This window comes from Paenibacillus sp. FJAT-27812 (genome assembly GCF_001273905.1).
In the GTDB taxonomy this organism is placed as follows: domain Bacteria; phylum Bacillota; class Bacilli; order Paenibacillales; family Paenibacillaceae; genus Pristimantibacillus.
Genome location: NZ_LIGH01000001.1, coordinates 5,261,008 through 5,275,568 on the forward strand (window position 1 = coordinate 5,261,008; position 14,561 = coordinate 5,275,568).

Below are 14,561 nucleotides of genomic sequence, written 5' to 3' on the forward strand. Positions count from 1 at the left end.
GTGAGGTGACAATGTGAACGAGAGAATCGCCCAACTTAGAGGCAGGCTTACGCAGTTCTGGGGCCAAATGGGCAGAAAACAAAAAATATGGTTGGGGGCATCCATCAGTGGAATCTTGTTGACAATAATCTTGTTGACAATCGTATTTACGAGAACGGAATACGAAATTGCTTTTCAAAATTTGGATACGACCGATGCAGCAGCCATAATGACTTACTTAGACGGAAGCGGAATTCCTTATCAACTTAGCGGCAATGGCAAAAGCATTTCAGTACCCAGTACGGAAGCATCACGAATTAAAGTGGATGTTGGCTCTCAAGGGCTAGTTCAAAATGGGTCCATCGGCTTTGAAGCTTTTAACTCTAGTTCCAGTCAGTTTGGAACGACTGAGAATGAGTTCAATGTTAAATACCTTAATGCTTTGAACGGAGAAATCCAGCAACTGCTCAATGCGATGCAGGGAGTAGACAGTTCAAAGGTTCTAGTTAATTTGCCGAAGGAAAGCGTGTTTTTGTCTCCGGAAGACGCGGAGCAAGCATCGGCTTCCATCATGATGAAGTTCATGTCAGGCTATCGGCCTAGTCAAAAGGAAATCGACGGTTATTACAACCTCGTAAAAACGTCTGTCCCTAATCTAGCGATGAAGGACATCACGATTTCCAGCCCGCAGGGAGAACTTACATATTCTGAAGTGGACGGCGGTATATCGAACAGCACGGATGCTGTGGAATCGCAATTCATTATTCAGCGGAAATATGAAACGGAGCTAAAGAAAAACATTCAACAATTTCTTGGGCCGATCGTTGGCGCCGACAATCTAGTCATTCAAATCTCGAGCAGCATGAACTTCGACAAGAAGACATCGCAAGAGTCAGTGGTGAAGCCGCTTGATAACAACAACAACAACGGTATCATCATTAGTGAACAGATCGATAACAGTACTTCAACTGGAAGTGCTGGTCAGGCTGGCGGTGTTGCAGGTACCGGGGAGACTGATGTGCCAGGCTATGAAGCTTCATCGGCAGGTCAAGGTTCTTCGGAGACAAACTCGCAAATCAGAAATTATGAAGTTACTCGGATAAACAATAATATCGTTTCGGGACCGTTTGTTTTGAAAGACCTTTCTATTAGTATCGGCATCGAGCAGTCACAAATGAATGATGAAGCTAGTAGAACAGCTATTATGACTTATTTGACAGCTTTGGTAAGAGCTCAGCTTGCAGATTCCGGACAAGATGTTAATGATGACGCATTAATGGCTAAAAAAGTTGCGGTCATCGCGAGAACATTCTCTGGAAGCAGCACTGCTAATCAAGCGAACGCGCTATCCATGCCTTGGATTATTGGTATTGGCGTCGCAGCTCTAGCAATCATCGGCGGATTAATTTATGTAATTGCCCGCAGACGCAAAAAAGCAGTAGAAGAAGAAATAGAGTTAGCTGCTCCTGCTAAGGTAGAATATCCAACGCTTGATTTGGAAAGTGTCAATAATGACAGTCAAGCCCGTAAAAATCTTGAAACACTGGCCAAACGGAAACCGGATGAGTTCGTTAATCTTCTTCGCACATGGCTTGTGGATGAATAGAGGTGGTTCAATTGTCAAAATCAATGCAAGGCTTATCAGGTCGTCAGAAAGCAGCCATTTTGCTTATTACGCTTGGACCTGAAGTTTCGGCGCAAATATTTAAACATTTACGCGATGAAGAAATTGAGCAGTTGACGCTTGAGATCGCCAACGTCCGTAAAGTAGACAGTCTGGACCGCGAAACGATATTAAGCGAATTCCATCAAATTTGCATGGCTCAAGAATATATTACGCAAGGCGGTATTTCTTACGCCAAAGATATTTTGGAGAAAGCGCTCGGCGAAGCAAAAGCGCTTGAGGTCATTAACCGGTTGACAGCTACGCTGCAGGTGAGACCATTCGATTTTGCCAGAAAAGCAGAACCTACTCAAATATTGAACTTTATCCAAAATGAGAATTCGCAGACGATTGCTTTGGTATTATCCTATTTGCAATCCGAACAATCCTCTCATATTCTATCCTCGCTTCCGCAAGAGAAGCAGGCAGAGGTTGCAAGGCGTATCGCATTGATGGATAGTACGTCGCCTGAAGTCATTTCACAGGTAGAACGTGTTCTCGAGCAAAAGCTGTCCGCAACGGTTACCCAGGATTACACGAATGCCGGCGGTATCGATTCGATCGTACAAATTTTGAACGGTGTCGACCGCGGTACGGAGCGCACCATTCTCGACGCGCTTGAAATTCAAGATCCAGAGCTTGCAGAAGAAATCAAGAAACGTATGTTTGTATTCGAGGATATTGTCAATATCGACAATCGCTCTATTCAACGGATCATTCGCGATATCGAGAATTCAGATCTTCAGCTTGCACTCAAAGTGGCGAGCGAAGAGGTTCGAGAAGCTATATTCCGCAACATGTCGAAGCGCATGGCCGAGACCTTCAAGGAAGAAATGGAGTTCATGGGCCCCGTACGCTTACGCGACGTGGAAGAAGCGCAAACTCGTATCGTTGCTACCATTCGCCGTCTAGAAGAGTCAGGTGAAATCATCATCGCCCGCGGTGGAGGAGACGATATCATTGTCTAATTTGATAAAATCTTCGAGCGTGATTACTCTTGAGCAATTGAAGCAGCTGGAATGGCTGCATCAACGGAATTTTGAAATCAATGAGCCTCAAGAACAGGAAGAAGATACCGAGCCTGTTCCTGATGAAGAGACGATCACGCTGCGAGATCAAATTTTGAATGATGCTCAGCTTTATGCAGAAGAACGTCTTCGTGAAGCGGCGCTGGAGAGCGAAAAGCTGCTCGCCGAGACGCAGCAGCAAATCGATGTTTGGTGGCTGCAAAAGCGGACCGATGACGAAGCGGCTTCCGAAGCTTCACGGCAATCGGGCTATGAGCTTGGTTATGCGGAAGGTGCTGCAAACTCGGAAGCGGAGCTGCGTCAAACTTGGGAGCAGAAGCTTGCCGAAGCATCGGATGTGCTAAAAACTGCTTTCCAAATGAGAGAACAAATCATTCAGGAAGCCGAACCTTTTCTTGTTGAACTGAGCTGTGCAATTGCTGAAAAGATTATTGGCCAGCAGTTGACGTTAGCTCCAGAGATGGCGATTGAATTAATTCGCAAATCATTGTCACGTCGAAGAGAGCAGGGCATCATTACGCTTTGCGTCGCACCTGGCCAGCTCGCCTTTGTACAAGCTGCTAGAGAAGAGCTTCATTTTGCGATCGATTCGCAAGCGGAGCTGCAAATTTTGCCAGACTCGACGGTAAAGGACAATGGTTGTGTTATTCGTTCATCCTTTGGGAGCATCGACGCTCGCATCGATACGCAGCTGGCTGAGATTAAACGTGAGTTAATCCATCTTGCACATCACAGCGGCGAAGAGCGAGGTTATTCCAATGATAGTGAATAATTTGGATGTACTGAAGTACATCGAGCATCTGCAGCCTCTCGATCCGGTAAGGATAAACGGTAAAGTGACGCAGGTTATCGGCTTAACAGTCGAATCAGAAGGTCCGGACGCAAGCATCGGCGACGTATGCTTTATCTATCCATCCAAAGGCGCGAAGCCGATTAAAGCGGAAGTCGTCGGATTTCGAGATAACAAAGTTATTTTGATGCCGCTAGGCGATCTTCATGCGATAAGCCCTGGCTGCGATGTCGTTGGTACCGGCAAGCCCTTAACCGTTCAAGTCGGATCCGAGCTGCTAGGAAAAGTGCTTGACGGCTTAGGCAATCCGCTCGACGGTTCTTTTCTGCCAAGCCGGATGCCTCATTATTCGACTCATAATGAACCCAGCAATCCGCTCATGCGCCCGCGCGTCGTTGAACCGCTTGGCATTGGCGTGAGAGCGATCGATGGTCTGCTAACGGTTGGCCGCGGCCAACGCGTAGGCATCTTCGCAGGCTCCGGCGTAGGGAAGAGCACGCTGCTTGGCATGATTGCCCGGAACACGTCCGCCGATGTTAACGTGATCGCCCTAATCGGCGAGCGCGGACGCGAAGTGCTGGAATTTATGGAAAAGGATCTTGGGCCCGAAGGCTTAGCGCGTTCCGTCGTTATTGTAGCTACATCCGATCAGCCGGCCCTAATTCGTATGAAAGGCGCGTTGATTGCGACTTCGATTGCCGAATATTTTCGCGACCGCGGCTTGAACGTCATGTTGATGATGGATTCCGTAACGCGTTATGCGATGGCGCTGCGTGAAGTAGGGCTTGCCATCGGCGAGCCTCCTGCAACACGCGGTTATACGCCTTCCGTATTCGCAGCGCTGCCTAAATTGTTAGAAAGAGCAGGGACGGGTCCTTCTGGCTCCATCACCGCTTTCTACACGGTGCTCGTTGACGGCGACGATATGAACGAGCCGATTGCTGACGCTGTCCGCGGAATACTCGACGGTCATATCGTGCTAAGCCGCCATTTGGCGCATAAAGGTCATTTTCCAGCAATCGATGTTCTTGCTTCTGTCAGTCGCGTTATGAAAGAAATTGTGACCGAAGAGCAACAGGATGCCGCCAATGAATTAAAGAAAATGCTAGCTATATATAAAGATTCGGAAGACTTGATCAATATTGGGGCGTACCAACGAGGATCAAATGCAGAAATTGATAAAGCACTCCAATTTATTGAGCCCATTCAGAGCTATACGAAGCAGAAGACCAATGAAAAGGTGAGCTTAGAGGAAGCGCAAAATCGTTTAATTACCGATTTCTACAGGAGTTGAATCGATAAATGGCATCGTTTCGGTATTCATTTCAAAAGGTCATTGATTTGAAGTCGAGTGAAAAGACACAAGCAGAGTGGATGCTATCAACGGCGATCGGAGCTCTTGCGGCTGAGGAACTGTCGCTTGAGGAGCTGCGCGCGAAGCAACATGAATGGGAAGGCAAGCTTCATGAAGCTTCAATCATTGCTGTCTCCTTGTCGGAATTGCAGGTTATCCAGCAGTACTTGGATTATTTAGTAGCTTGCATCACCAGCAAATTGAAAGATGTGTTGCATGCACAGAAAGCGGTTGAGCAAAGCAGGCTTAAACTTTCAGATAAAATGAAGGATGAAAAAGTTTGGCTGAAAGCAAAGGACCATGCGCGTGACCGGTTTCAATATGCGATGCAAATCAAGGAGCAGAACGAATTAGATGAGCTGGCAAGCGTCCGTTTCATGATACCAACCCCATAAATTGATGCGTTATACCGGCTAGAGGGAGTGAGTGGAATTGGCGGGTACGGAAAATGAAAAGCAAGGCTACAGCACACTTGAACGAATTATGTTCTTGATGACGCCGATTTTATTCGCCATCGTGTTGCTTGGCGTATTGTACACCTTGTTCAATATTGACTTTCGCAATAAAGTGCTGGAGGCCGGAAACTCGGTTCCATTCTTAAAAGACGTGCTTCCTGAACCAAAGGTTGCAGGCGGAGCCGTTAATGACGATGTTTTGAAAACAGCGAACATGTCATCTAAGATTGCGGACCTGCAAGCACAGCTTACTGCGATTGAAAGCGAGCTGGCGGCAGCCAATCAAACGAAGTCGGCGCTGGAGCAAGAGGTTAAGGATTTGGAGAACGATAACTCCCAGCTCAAAAGCTCCAATGACGAGCAATTGCTTGAGGATGAGCAGTACCAAGCGAAAATTCAAGAATTAGCGGGCATGTTCTCCAAAATTACGCCTAGTAAAGCAGCACCTATTCTGCAAAGCATGACTTTAGATGAAATGGTGCTCGTATTTGCGAATATGCGTCCTGACGACAGAGTGCGCATTATGGAGAAGATGAATCCTCAGACTGCTGCTGACGCAGCTATGAAGCTCAAAGACAACGTGAAGGTTAAGGATCTGCAAATCGCGGCGCTGCAAGCGAAGCTGGATGCGCAGAAAACACCGCAAAAAACACAGGCTTCCTCTGTGCTTGATGAAACGCAATTAAGCGCAACTTTCACAGCGATGGCTCCTAAAAGCGCTGCTGAGCTGCTTGTCAAGATGGTGGATGTCAGTCCAAGCAAAGTGCTTCGCATCTTGAATGCGGTTGGCGACGCGCCGAGATCAACGATTTTGTCAGAAATGTCAGCAATCAATGAAACGGTAGCCGCCCAGCTCGTAGCTAAGCTAATGTCTGGAAGTTAAGAGTTGTACCCGTAACTTTTTTAGCCCCCTATTAGAGAGGAGGTGAGAAAAATGGAAATGATGGTATCACAAACCGCTGCTCCCCAGCAGCAAGCGCAACCGACTGCGGGTGGACAAGCAAGCAAAAGTGCAGGCGGGGCGGAATTCCAAAAAACGTTAGTTCAACAAATTAACGGGGAAGCGGCTAGCAGTTCTGGCAAAACGCAGGCCGTTCAGCTTGTAGCGAATGTAGCAAAGGACGCTGCGATTGAAGGAGAGGCTGCTGCCGCTGCGCCTGCTTTATCCGATCTAATGTCGATCATTGATGGCTTGCTTGAGCAGCTTGAAGTGCCGAAAACGGAAGACGGCGAAGTGAAGGTTGAAGACGAGCAGCAGCTGAAGCAGCTAGAGGCCGTCCTTGATCAAATGAATGCGCTGCTTGCGCTTCTAGGCATTCCAGTGCCAGTCATTCAGCAGCCAAAGAACCAACTGTCTGCGGAAAATGAAAGCCTGCCTATTAATGAAGCGGCTGTAAATGTCGCAAACGTAAAGACAAGCTTGCAGGATACGCTTCTTCAATTGCAAAACATGCTGCCGCAAGGTACGACAAAGCTCATTCAACAGCAAGAGCCAACTAAGCTGGTAGCGGAGCAGCTACAAGCGCTAACAGCGATTTTGGAAGGCGAGCCGGTGGATACGAATAAGTCTCAAACGAAATCGTCAGCCTTCACACAACAACTGTTTGCCGCGCAAAATGCACCGCAAGCTGATGTCAGCACTTTGTTGCAGCGTCTATCGCAGCAAACGGTTCATCCAGCCCTATTGTCTACGGCCATTCAGAACATGGAGCAAGCGGTCGACACAGAAGCGGGAGCTCTGCCAATCGAAACGAATTCTCAGGTGCATCTCGGCACAAGCCAATCGGAAACACTTCGCGGACTTACGTCGCTTGTCGCTAATGCGGCAGCTGCCACATCATTTGTTGTTGCCGACGATTTTGCCAAGTCGATGACAGGAATGATCGTGCAGAAGTTTGATTTAACGACTATGAACGGTGTATCAGAAGCAAAGATCATGCTTTTCCCTGAGCATCTAGGTCAGGTCGACGTTAAAATCACGATGCAAAATGGCTTGTTGACAGCAATTTTCCAAACGGATACAGCGATGGCCAAGGACATGCTCGATAACCAAATGGCGCAGCTTCGATCCGCGCTACAAGCGCAAGGCTTAATGGTTGATAAGCTTGAAGTATCACAAGGACAGTCGACTGCACAGCTTTCTCAGCAGCATCAAGGGCAAGGAAGCAGAGAACAGCAATCGTCCAATCGCCATACCTTTAATGGCGATGAAGGCTCGGGCGAAGCCCATTTTGAGACCGAAATGATTGAACAAGCCGCTATTCAAGGACTTGGCTTCGGCAGAGGGATTAATGTAAAGGCTTAGCAGGGCGGTTTTATCGTTAGAGTGAACGGAGGTGATCGGATATGTCTAACAGCATTCCTTCTCGCGTGGTTTGGCCGAATTACAGCCAAGAAAACGTGCGAGCCGCAGCAAATAAAGAAAAAGACACACTCGGCAAAGATCAATTTCTAAGTATTCTAGTCACGCAGCTGCGAAACCAAGATCCTATGCAGCCGCTGCAGGACAAAGATTTTATCGCTCAAATGGCACAGTTCACCTCAGTAGAGCAGCTAATGAATATGGCTACCGAGCTAACCTTAATGCGTCAGAGCATAGGCTCCGCTTCGACTTTGATTGGTAAAACGATCGAATGGAACGAGTATAACGAAGCTGGGGAAGTAACTAAAGCAAGCGGTGTTGTGGATTCGATTATATCGAAGGATGGCATCCTGCACGCAAGAGTTGGCGGCGCAGAGGTTGCGCTGGAATATGTCACTTCGGTTTCGGAGACAAACGGAGACACGAAGCCGCCGGACGAATCGGATGATAAACCTTCTGATAAAGCGAATGCTGAGGAGGGGGCTGAGGTCTAGTGAATGATGGCGTGAAAATCGGTCATATTTTTCCGGTTAAGTCCACACCTCTGCAGCCAAGCAAATCAGCAGTCAGCCGTTCATCGCAGCCAACTCCATTTCAAGAGATGCTTGATGCGAAGGTGCTTAAGTTCAGTCACCACGCAGAGGTTCGCATGCAGCAGAGAGGCATCAAGCTGCAGCCGGAATCTCTGACGAAAATTATGAATGCCGTTGAAGAGGCCGCATCCAAAGGCGCTCAAGACTCATTAATCGTTTTTCGCGATATTGCGATGATTGTCAACGTGCCAAGCCGCACGGTTGTGACGGCGATGGATGGCGGGCAAATGAGAAGCAATGTGTTTACTCAGATAGACAGCGCTATTATTTTATCGTAAGGCTGGACCTATCAGGAAGCCTCAAGCTGCGGACCGATTGAAGCAGTTTAATGATAGTGCGTACATCCTTTTTAAGCCAAGTGAGACTAATCCATATTCCAGGAGGAATAACGAACAATGCTAAGATCGATGTATTCGGGCGTATCCGGTATGCGCGGCTTTCAAACAAAGCTTGACGTAATTGGTAACAATATTGCGAACGTCAATACGGTTGGATTTAAAGCTGGCCGCGTGATGTTTAAAGATATTCTAAGCCAGACGGTTTCGGGCGTAACCGCGCCTGAGGACGGCGTGCGCGGCGGCGTAAACGCAAAACAAATCGGTTTGGGAGTATCCATCGGTTCCATCGATACGGTACATACCGCAGGGAGCGCAATGACGACGAACCAACCGGCAGATCTTCGGCTCGACGGTGACGGCTTCTTCGTAGTAAGAGCGAACGATGATTCCGAAATGCTGCTTACACGCGCGGGCAACTTTACGTTGGATTCCAATAGGCAGCTTGTTACGGGCGATGGATACTTTGTACTAAGCGTTGACCAAGAGCCAATCGTGCTTGACGAAGCGGTCACTGCTTATTCCATCGGGCAAGATGGAACGATTATGGGCGTTACCGCTGACGGAACAGAAGCAGTTGCACAGATTGGCGTAGCCAAGGTCATTAACCCTAGCGGCCTTGAGAAGCTAGGCGGCAATATGTACCGTGTCACAGCAAATGCTAACCCTGACGCTTCGATCGAAGACTTTATGTCCTTCGCAGGTGATCCGGAGCTAGGTACTGGTGCCATCATTGCAGGCCAGCTTGAAATGTCTAACGTTGATCTAACAGCTGAGTTTACGGAAATGATCGTGGCGCAGCGCGGCTTCCAAGCCAACTCGCGTATTATTACGACTTCAGATGAAATATTGCAAGAGGTCGTTAACTTAAAACGATAGGTAAGTCATAATGAGCGGGAGGCTTAGTGCCTCCCCCTGTGTGAGGGGGTAACTGATGATTACCGTAACGCGTTTGAATGGAACAAAAGTCACGATTAATGCATTACTCATTGAAGTGATTGAAGAATCTGCGGATACTGTCATAACGCTTACGACAGGAAAAAAGCTGGTAGTAAAAGAAAAGACAGCTGATCTGTTGCTGCTTAATCAACAGTATCTTCGAACAATCGGCCTCGTTGCGGCGGCCCAGAAGAGTGAGCAAACGGAGGGTCCCTCAACATGAAAAAAATGCTACCTTGGCTAATAACGATTTTATTATCCATAACGTTAATCGCAATCGTTGCTATTATTTTATTTAAGTCCTTTTTTACTGATCCCAAGGAAACGGCGACAGAGACCAAAACGATTGAAGTTAAAGTGCTGTCGGCTGATGAACGGGTGGAAGTTACATCCGAATTAAAGGATTTCAGAAGAAACCTTAAAGACCCTGAATATGTTGTGGTGCTCAGCTTTGCTTTCCAGCTTGACAGCAAGAAAACAAAGGAACAGTTCGACAAGCTGCTAGAAATTGAAGTCCGTCCTATCATTAACCGCACGTTAGCTGATATGACTGCACAGGAGTTTCAAGGGTCTCAAGGCGAAGATGCGCTTGAATCCAAGCTGCTTAACCTAATCAATCCGATTATCCCAAAAGGTAAATTGGTAAAGGTAGAAATTACGAACTTTCTTATTACAGAGCTTTAACTGACTACGCAGACATTCCTCGAAGGAGGTGAGATATTTGGTTGATGTTTTATCGCAGAATGAAATTGATGCGCTACTCGCTGCCCTCGATTCCGGTGAAATGGATGCAGAGGATTTAAAAAAGGAAGAAACGACACGAAAAGTCAGCCTGTATGATTTTAAACGCGCTGTTCGTTTCTCCAAGGATCATATTCGAAGCTTAACTCGGATCCATGAAAACTTTGCGCGATATCTGACAACCTATTTCTCAGCGCAACTTCGCACTTTTGTTCAAATTAATGTCGTGCAGGTCGAGCAATTGCCTTATGACGAATTCATTCGTTCGATTCCTAAGATGACGATCTTGAACATATTTGAAGCGGAGCCGCTGGAAGGGCGAATGGTGCTTGAGGTACATCCGAACGTAGCCTACGCTATGCTTGATCGTATGTTGGGCGGCCAAGGCATTGCGCCTTCTAAAATTAATAATTTAACGGAAATCGAAACGATCATTATGGAGCGTATCTTTAGCCGGACATTCGAAAGCTTGCAGGAAGCATGGAGAACGATCATTGATATCTCTCCTAGGCTGGAAGCATTGGAGACGAATCCGCAATTTATGCAAATTGTTTCACCCAATGAGACGATAGCCCTTATTTCATTCAGCACTAAAATTGGGGATACGACAGGCATGATTAATCTTTGTATTCCGCATGTCGTCATCGAACCGATCATGTCCAGACTTTCCGTTCATCATTGGTTCGTATCGCAGAAGAAAGCGCGCGCGCCTGAAGAGGTTGAAATTTTGGAACAGCGCGTTAACAAAGCAAAGCTGCCGATCGTAGCAGAGCTTGGCGAATCCTCGCTTACTATTAAAGAGTTTCTAGGACTCAACATTGGCGATGTTATCTCATTGAATAAGTCCGTCGATGATGGTCTGAAAATTAAAGTTGGAGACAAGCTTAAATTCATTGGCAGTCCAGGTTCCGTTAAGGATCGACTGGCTGTACAAGTAGATGAGATCGTCAGCGAAGGAGTGGAAGAAGATTATGACGAGTAAGGACTATTTGTCGCAAGAGGAAATTGATGCATTGCTTCGTCAATCCTCCAATGAGCCGGATCCGGTGCAGTCCTCTGATACCGGTACCCAGCTTTCAGACTTCTTATCCGAAATGGAGCAGTCTGCACTCGGCGAAATTGGAAATATCACCTTTGGCAGCGCCGCTACCGCATTGTCAACGCTGCTTGGCAAAAAAGTAGACATTACGACGCCGCAAGTTACCATTGTTAGAAAAGATGAGCTTCCGGACATTTTCCCTAAGCCTCATGTAGCGGTTAGCGTGCAATACGTCGATGGTTTCCAAGGCATTAACTCTCTCGTCATTAAGACGAAGGACGCCCAAATCATTGCTGATCTCATGCTTGGCGGCGATGGGAACAACATTACGGTAGAAGAGCTGAATGAAATCCACATTAGCGCGGTGCAAGAAGCGATGAATCAAATGATGGGTTCCTCCGCGACTTCCATGTCGACGATCTTTAATCGTTTTGTCAATATTTCGCCGCCGGGCATCGATATTTTAGACGTAAACAACGGTGACGGCATGGAGCATTTGCCGCCGGTAGACATGTTTATTAAAATCTCTTTCCGACTGACGATTGGCGATTTAATTGACTCGACGATCATGCAGCTTCTCCCAATTCCTTTTGCGAAGCAGATGGTTGATATTTTGATGGGGGTAGTGGAAGAGGAACCAGCTCAGCCTGTAGCAGCGACGCCTCCAGCGGCTCCTGTAGCCCCGGCAGCGCAGCAAGCTATGGCAATGCAAGAAACGGCTGCGACGGCTCAGATGGACGCTGTGGCGCCGCAAATGCATATGGCACCGCCTATGCAGCAAATGCCGCCTATGCAGTATCAAACGCCAGCCGCTGGATACGACATGCCGATGCAGCCGCCTGGACCGCATACATATGGTCAATCAGCAAATCGAAACGTAAACGTACAGCCTGTGCAATTTGCTAATTTTGGTAATGCACCGTTTATTCAACCTGATGAAACAAACCTCAATTTACTTCTCGACATACCGCTTAAGGTCACGGTAGAATTAGGGAGGACCCAAAAGCAGATAAAGGATATTTTGGAGCTGTCGCAAGGCTCAATTATCGAGCTGGACAAGCTTGCTGGCGAACCAGTCGACATTCTGGTGAACAACAAGCTAATAGCCAAAGGCGAGGTTGTTGTTATCGATGAAAACTTTGGTGTACGCGTAACCGATATCGTGAGCCAATGGGACCGCATTCAAAAATTACAATAGCATCCTAGGAGGATAAAAAGATGGCAAACCGCATTCTAATCGTAGACGACGCAGCTTTCATGCGCATGATGATCCGAGACATTTTATCAAAGAACGGCTACGAAGTCGTCGGTGAAGCACAAGATGGCGCTCAGGCGGTTGAGAAGTACAAGGAACTAAAACCGGATTTGACAACGATGGATATTACGATGCCGGAGATGGATGGCATCTCCGCACTGAAAGAAATCAAAAAGCTAGACGGCAATGCAAAAGTTATTATGTGTTCAGCAATGGGTCAGCAAGCAATGGTTATTGATGCGATTCAAGCAGGCGCAAAGGACTTCATCGTTAAACCGTTCCAAGCTGATCGCGTTATTGAAGCGATTAAGAAAACGCTCGGATAACGGTTAGACATTATGTTTAACATACCTTCGCGCATTTCAATGGTGTCTGCTCTTGGGATGGCGATATGGCCTGGTTTTGCGGCTGCTGCTGCAACAGACGGCAGCAGCGCAAATCAAGATGGGCAGATGGTGTTTACCGGATCTAAGGATCTAGCTGGCAGCTTGGTTTGGGTCATCATCTCGCTTGCCATCGTTATCACGCTGATTATTTTCGTCATTAAATGGCTGTCTCAGCGCAACCGTACGTGGGGAACGAATCGATCGCTTCGTTCGCTCGGCGGCATTGCGCTTGGACAAAACAACTCGCTTCAAATCGTTGAAATCGCTGGCCGGATATACATCGTTGGCGTAGGAGAGAACATAACGCTGCTAGATAAGCTGGATGATCCTGAGCAAGTCAGAGCGGTTATAACCGCGCTTGAACGCCAGCAGGAGTCCGCTTGGTCAAAGGATCTTATCTCCCAATTGGTTGGCAAGCTGCGCAGCCGCAACGAGAAGACAGGTCCAGAGCCTTCCAACGAGCAATGGAATAAGGAGTCATCCTTTTCAGATCTGCTGCAAACCAAGTTAAGTGAGCAAGCAGGAAGAAAGCAACAGCTGGAATCTCTGCTGCATAACTCTAAAACAAATGAACGGTTGATGGATGATGAAAAATAAATGGTGGATATCAATCGTTGCTGTACAGCTGCTTGCACTACTCATACATAACCAAGCATTTGCGGAGCCGCTTCCTGACCTATCCATCAACATTGGCGACGGGAATGGCGATACGCCCAGTACTAGCGCATTATCCATACTTCTATTAATTACAGTATTAAGCATCGCTCCTGCGATTATGGTTCTTATGACCAGCTTTACTCGTATCGTTATCGTTCTAGGCTTTGTAAGAACATCACTCGGAACGCAGCAAATGCCTCCCAACCAAGTGCTCATTGGACTTGCGATGTTCTTAACCTTTTTCATCATGGCTCCGACATTCTCGCAAGTAAATGATGTTGCGCTTCAGCCTTATTTAAAAGGTCAAATCTCGCAAACCGAAGCTTTTAAAGAAGCTTCCGTCCCGATGAAGAAGTTCATGTTCTCTCATACGAGGGAAAAGGACCTGATGCTCTTCATGAATTACACAAAAACGGAGAAGCCTGCGTCCTTCGAGGATATCCCGATTACGGTATTAATACCTGCTTACGCAATAAGCGAGCTTAAAACCGCTTTTCAAATGGGCTTTATGATCTTTATTCCGTTTCTGGTCATCGACATGATCGTGGCAAGCACCTTGATGGCGATGGGGATGATGATGCTTCCTCCCGTCATGATATCGTTACCGTTTAAGCTGCTTCTGTTTGTATTGGTAGACGGATGGTACTTAATCGTAAAATCTTTATTGTTAAGCTTCAACACGTGATACTAGCAGGGAGGGACGTCGATGAGTACTGATTTCATTATCGGATTGGCTGGTGAAGCCGTATTCGTAGTTTTGAAAGCCAGTGCGCCAATGCTCGTTCTTGCTTTGGTTGTAGGGTTAATTGTCAGCATATTTCAAGCAACAACTCAGATTCAGGAGCAGACGCTTGCTTTTGTTCCGAAAATTGTAGCGGTCTTCGTGTCCATCATCATATTTGGCCCATGGATTCTAAATACGGTTATCGACTTCACTTACAATCTGCTGAACAATCTTCATAATTACATCGGTTAGGTTGTGAGT

The 14,561-nt window shown here is 47.1% G+C and carries 18 protein-coding genes; all 18 read left to right on the forward strand.

Annotation, left to right across the window (positions count from 1 at the left end; genetic code table 11):
* The first annotated feature begins 13 nt into the window (after positions 1-13).
* Entirely contained in the window at positions 14-1,585 is a 1,572-nt protein-coding gene (gene fliF / locus ADU23_RS22105) for a flagellar basal-body MS-ring/collar protein FliF (RefSeq protein WP_053375716.1), read from the forward strand.
* 23 nt (positions 1,586-1,608) lie between these two features.
* Positions 1,609-2,610 (forward strand): flagellar motor switch protein FliG, encoded by a 1,002-nt coding sequence (gene fliG, locus ADU23_RS22110; protein ID WP_141680233.1) that lies wholly within the window; start codon positions 1,609-1,611, stop codon positions 2,608-2,610.
* Positions 2,603-3,442 (forward strand): FliH/SctL family protein, encoded by an 840-nt coding sequence (locus tag ADU23_RS22115; protein ID WP_053375717.1) that lies wholly within the window; start codon positions 2,603-2,605, stop codon positions 3,440-3,442. Before fliG ends, ADU23_RS22115 begins: the two co-directional genes overlap by 8 nt.
* Positions 3,429-4,754, forward strand: a complete 1,326-nt coding sequence (gene fliI, locus ADU23_RS22120) for a flagellar protein export ATPase FliI (protein WP_053375718.1) — start codon at positions 3,429-3,431, stop codon at positions 4,752-4,754. Before ADU23_RS22115 ends, fliI begins: the two co-directional genes overlap by 14 nt.
* 8 nt (positions 4,755-4,762) lie before the next feature.
* Complete coding sequence (gene fliJ, locus ADU23_RS22125; RefSeq protein WP_053375719.1) at positions 4,763-5,209, forward strand: flagellar export protein FliJ; 447 nt, start codon at positions 4,763-4,765, stop codon at positions 5,207-5,209.
* 37 nt (positions 5,210-5,246) lie between these two features.
* Positions 5,247-6,152, forward strand: a complete 906-nt coding sequence (locus ADU23_RS22130; RefSeq protein ID WP_053375720.1) for an MgtE protein — start codon at positions 5,247-5,249, stop codon at positions 6,150-6,152.
* 51 nt (positions 6,153-6,203) lie between these two features.
* On the forward strand, positions 6,204-7,574 hold the full coding sequence (locus ADU23_RS22135) for a flagellar hook-length control protein FliK (protein WP_053375721.1): 1,371 nt from the start codon (positions 6,204-6,206) through the stop codon (positions 7,572-7,574).
* 41 nt (positions 7,575-7,615) lie between these two features.
* Positions 7,616-8,125, forward strand: coding sequence for a flagellar hook capping FlgD N-terminal domain-containing protein (locus ADU23_RS22140; protein ID WP_053375722.1), 510 nt, complete (start codon positions 7,616-7,618; stop codon positions 8,123-8,125).
* The gene (locus ADU23_RS22145) at positions 8,125-8,502 is read left to right on the forward strand and encodes a TIGR02530 family flagellar biosynthesis protein (protein ID WP_053375723.1); all 378 of its coding nucleotides are present in this window, start codon (positions 8,125-8,127) and stop codon (positions 8,500-8,502) included. The genes ADU23_RS22140 and ADU23_RS22145 overlap by 1 nt, the downstream gene beginning before the upstream one ends.
* Positions 8,503-8,619: 117 nt before the next feature.
* Entirely contained in the window at positions 8,620-9,438 is an 819-nt protein-coding gene (flgG, locus tag ADU23_RS22150; RefSeq protein ID WP_053375724.1) for a flagellar basal body rod protein FlgG, read from the forward strand.
* 55 nt (positions 9,439-9,493) lie between these two features.
* On the forward strand, positions 9,494-9,721 hold the full coding sequence (locus ADU23_RS22155) for a flagellar FlbD family protein (RefSeq protein ID WP_053375725.1): 228 nt from the start codon (positions 9,494-9,496) through the stop codon (positions 9,719-9,721).
* A complete protein-coding gene (locus tag ADU23_RS22160) occupies positions 9,718-10,182 on the forward strand; it encodes a flagellar basal body-associated FliL family protein (protein ID WP_053375726.1) in 465 nt (154 codons plus the stop codon). Before ADU23_RS22155 ends, ADU23_RS22160 begins: the two co-directional genes overlap by 4 nt.
* A 37-nt stretch (positions 10,183-10,219) precedes the next feature.
* On the forward strand, positions 10,220-11,221 hold the full coding sequence (gene fliM / locus ADU23_RS22165; protein ID WP_053375727.1) for a flagellar motor switch protein FliM: 1,002 nt from the start codon (positions 10,220-10,222) through the stop codon (positions 11,219-11,221).
* Entirely contained in the window at positions 11,211-12,476 is a 1,266-nt protein-coding gene (fliY, locus tag ADU23_RS22170; RefSeq protein WP_053375728.1) for a flagellar motor switch phosphatase FliY, read from the forward strand. The genes fliM and fliY overlap by 11 nt, the downstream gene beginning before the upstream one ends.
* A 20-nt stretch (positions 12,477-12,496) precedes the next feature.
* Entirely contained in the window at positions 12,497-12,859 is a 363-nt protein-coding gene (locus ADU23_RS22175) for a response regulator (protein WP_028611027.1), read from the forward strand.
* A gap of 57 nt (positions 12,860-12,916) precedes the next feature.
* A complete protein-coding gene (locus ADU23_RS22180) occupies positions 12,917-13,516 on the forward strand; it encodes a flagellar biosynthetic protein FliO (RefSeq protein ID WP_053375729.1) in 600 nt (199 codons plus the stop codon).
* Complete coding sequence (fliP, locus tag ADU23_RS22185; protein WP_053375730.1) at positions 13,506-14,261, forward strand: flagellar type III secretion system pore protein FliP; 756 nt, start codon at positions 13,506-13,508, stop codon at positions 14,259-14,261. Before ADU23_RS22180 ends, fliP begins: the two co-directional genes overlap by 11 nt.
* A gap of 21 nt (positions 14,262-14,282) precedes the next feature.
* Positions 14,283-14,552: a flagellar biosynthesis protein FliQ gene (gene fliQ, locus ADU23_RS22190; RefSeq protein ID WP_053375731.1), complete on the forward strand. Its 270-nt coding sequence runs from the start codon at positions 14,283-14,285 to the stop codon at positions 14,550-14,552.
* The last annotated feature ends 9 nt before the right edge of the window (positions 14,553-14,561 follow it).

Coding starts and splice junctions, on each gene's coding strand:
- fliG (WP_141680233.1), top strand. CDS start 1,609: ATGCAAGGCTTATCAGGTCGTCAGAAAGCAGCCATTTTGCTTATTACG.
- fliI (WP_053375718.1), top strand. CDS start 3,429: ATGATAGTGAATAATTTGGATGTACTGAAGTACATCGAGCATCTGCAG.
- fliJ (WP_053375719.1), top strand. CDS start 4,763: ATGGCATCGTTTCGGTATTCATTTCAAAAGGTCATTGATTTGAAGTCG.
- ADU23_RS22135 (WP_053375721.1), top strand. CDS start 6,204: ATGGAAATGATGGTATCACAAACCGCTGCTCCCCAGCAGCAAGCGCAA.
- ADU23_RS22140 (WP_053375722.1), top strand. CDS start 7,616: ATGTCTAACAGCATTCCTTCTCGCGTGGTTTGGCCGAATTACAGCCAA.
- flgG (WP_053375724.1), top strand. CDS start 8,620: ATGCTAAGATCGATGTATTCGGGCGTATCCGGTATGCGCGGCTTTCAA.
- ADU23_RS22155 (WP_053375725.1), top strand. CDS start 9,494: ATGATTACCGTAACGCGTTTGAATGGAACAAAAGTCACGATTAATGCA.
- ADU23_RS22160 (WP_053375726.1), top strand. CDS start 9,718: ATGAAAAAAATGCTACCTTGGCTAATAACGATTTTATTATCCATAACG.
- fliY (WP_053375728.1), top strand. CDS start 11,211: ATGACGAGTAAGGACTATTTGTCGCAAGAGGAAATTGATGCATTGCTT.
- ADU23_RS22175 (WP_028611027.1), top strand. CDS start 12,497: ATGGCAAACCGCATTCTAATCGTAGACGACGCAGCTTTCATGCGCATG.
- ADU23_RS22180 (WP_053375729.1), top strand. CDS start 12,917: ATGGCGATATGGCCTGGTTTTGCGGCTGCTGCTGCAACAGACGGCAGC.
- fliP (WP_053375730.1), top strand. CDS start 13,506: ATGAAAAATAAATGGTGGATATCAATCGTTGCTGTACAGCTGCTTGCA.
- fliQ (WP_053375731.1), top strand. CDS start 14,283: ATGAGTACTGATTTCATTATCGGATTGGCTGGTGAAGCCGTATTCGTA.